Origin of the sequence: Sedimentibacter hydroxybenzoicus DSM 7310, assembly GCF_013403245.1 — a bacterium.
Lineage (GTDB): Bacteria > Bacillota > Clostridia > Tissierellales > Sedimentibacteraceae > Sedimentibacter > Sedimentibacter hydroxybenzoicus.
In genome coordinates this window covers 1-2,225 of the sequence record NZ_JACBNQ010000055.1, presented here as the reverse complement: position 1 = coordinate 2,225, position 2,225 = coordinate 1, and the positions used below count along the sequence as shown (strand labels likewise).

Below are 2,225 nucleotides of genomic sequence, written 5' to 3'. Positions count from 1 at the left end.
ATTATACCTGTTTTTGCCAACCAAAAAAAGCTTTTTCTTTATTTGTTACTTTTTCTTAACTCATGCGTTTGTCGTGGCATATATGCAATTCAAGATATATAATATTATATATATAACAGCAAATGGAGGAGTTTTATGGAAAAAATAAAACTAAAGGATTTTTTAGATTTTAAGTTTTTATCAGGGATTGAACTTTCTCCTGATAAAAAGCATGCGGCTTTTGCAGTTCATACATGTGACTACAATGAAAATAAGTATATATCAAACATATGGATTTACGACTGTTTATCTGAAGAATACAGAAAGCTTACAAATATGAGCAAGGAAAAATCTTTCATATGGCTTGATAATGACACAATATTATTCCCTTCATTAAGAGAAGAAAAACTTAAGAAAAAAATTGATGACGGTGAGCATTGGACTGTCTTTTATGCTATTAATATTCATGGCGGTGAGGCATATGAATATATGAGAGTGCCTATGAACGTTAATGAATTTAAGCTTATTGCCAATGAAAAATTCTTAATAACTGCAGAATATAATCATTATGGCATCAATCTTCATTCAATAAAAAGTGAAGATAAGGAAGAAGCGATGTCAATGATTAAAGAAAATAAGGATTACGAAATTTTAGACGAAATACCGTTCTGGTCAAACGGTGAAGGTTTTACAAACAAGAAAAGAAGTAGATTATATTTGTATGATAAGGGAACAAAGGACATAATTCCTATATCCGGGAAATTTGAAAATGTGTCCTTAAGCAGTGTTAAAGACGGTAAGGCTTTGTATACAGCTTTTAGCTTTACAAATAAAATGGAACTTACTAACGAATTATATATGTATGATTTGTATTCTGAGAATGCAACACGTCTCATTGAAGAAGGTGAAATGTATATTGAATATGCAGAGTTCATGGGTGATGAAATAGTTTTTGCTGCTTCAACAATAGATAAATACGGTATAAATCAAAATCTGAACTTTTACATATTGAAAAACGGCGAGCCTGTTCTCCTTGCCGAGCACGATTATGGCATGTTCAATTCGGTCGGCTCTGACTGCCGTTACGGTGAAGGAGCAGGTCACAGGGTACTAAACGATGAGCTATACTTTATATCAACAGAAAATAAAAGCTCATTTATTAAAAAGCTGTCACTTGACGGTAAAATAGAAAGGATAACCTATGATAACGGCTCTGTCGACTGCTTTGATATTTGCAATGAGGGAATACTGTTTATCGGATTAAGAGGAACGAAGCTTCAGGAAATATATTTATATAGAAACAATCTCGAAACACAAAAAACTAAATTTAACGAAGATATTGCTGAAATTAAGAATGTAATAAAACCCGAACCGTTGTCATTTGAAAATGACGGTATAAAAATTGAAGGGTGGGTCTTAAAGCCTGCTGACTTTGATGAAAATAAATGCTATCCGGGAATACTTGACATACACGGTGGTCCAAAGACAGTTTATGGAGAAATATATTATCATGAAATGCAGCTTTGGGCTAATGAAGGATACTTCGTATTTTTCTGCAATCCGAGAGGTAGTGACGGGAGAGGTGATGAATTTGCTGATATCAGAGGCAAGTACGGTACCATCGACTATAACGATTTAATGATGTTTACAGATACGGTACTCAAAAAGTATCCTCAGATAGATCCCTGTAGAATCGGAGTAACCGGCGGTTCTTATGGCGGATTTATGACAAACTGGATAATAGGTCACACTGACAGATTTAAGTGTGCCGTATCCCAAAGAAGCATTTCTAATTGGTTGTCTAAGTTTGGAACTACTGATATCGGATACTATTTCAATTCAGACCAAATACAATCGACTCCTTGGAACAACCCGGAAAAAATGTGGTTCCATTCACCTTTGAAATATGCCGACAAAGCAGTTACACCTACATTATTCATACATTCAGAGGAGGATTACAGATGCTGGCTGTCTGAAGGTCTTCAAATGTTCACAGCTCTAAAATACCACGGTGTGGATGCTAGGTTGTGCATGTTCAGGGGAGAAAATCATGAGCTGAGCAGAAGCGGAAAACCAAAGCACCGTGTGAAAAGATTAGAAGAAATAACAAACTGGTTTGAAAAATACTTACAGTGAAATTTATAAAAAAACTTCCTGAGTAATCAGGAAGTCAGACTGCTGACAAAGTCAGCAGCAAGTAACAAAAATTACGAAAACTTAACAGAGAAACAGTTGGAAAACCAACA

Annotated in this window: 1 protein-coding gene; it reads left to right on the top strand. The window is 34.8% G+C overall.

Translation table 11 applies throughout. The features are described 5' to 3' along the window. Positions 1-135: 135 nt before the first annotated feature. Complete coding sequence (locus HZF24_RS18615) at positions 136-2,115, top strand: S9 family peptidase (protein WP_179239881.1); 1,980 nt, start codon at positions 136-138, stop codon at positions 2,113-2,115. Positions 2,116-2,225: the final 110 nt, after the last annotated feature.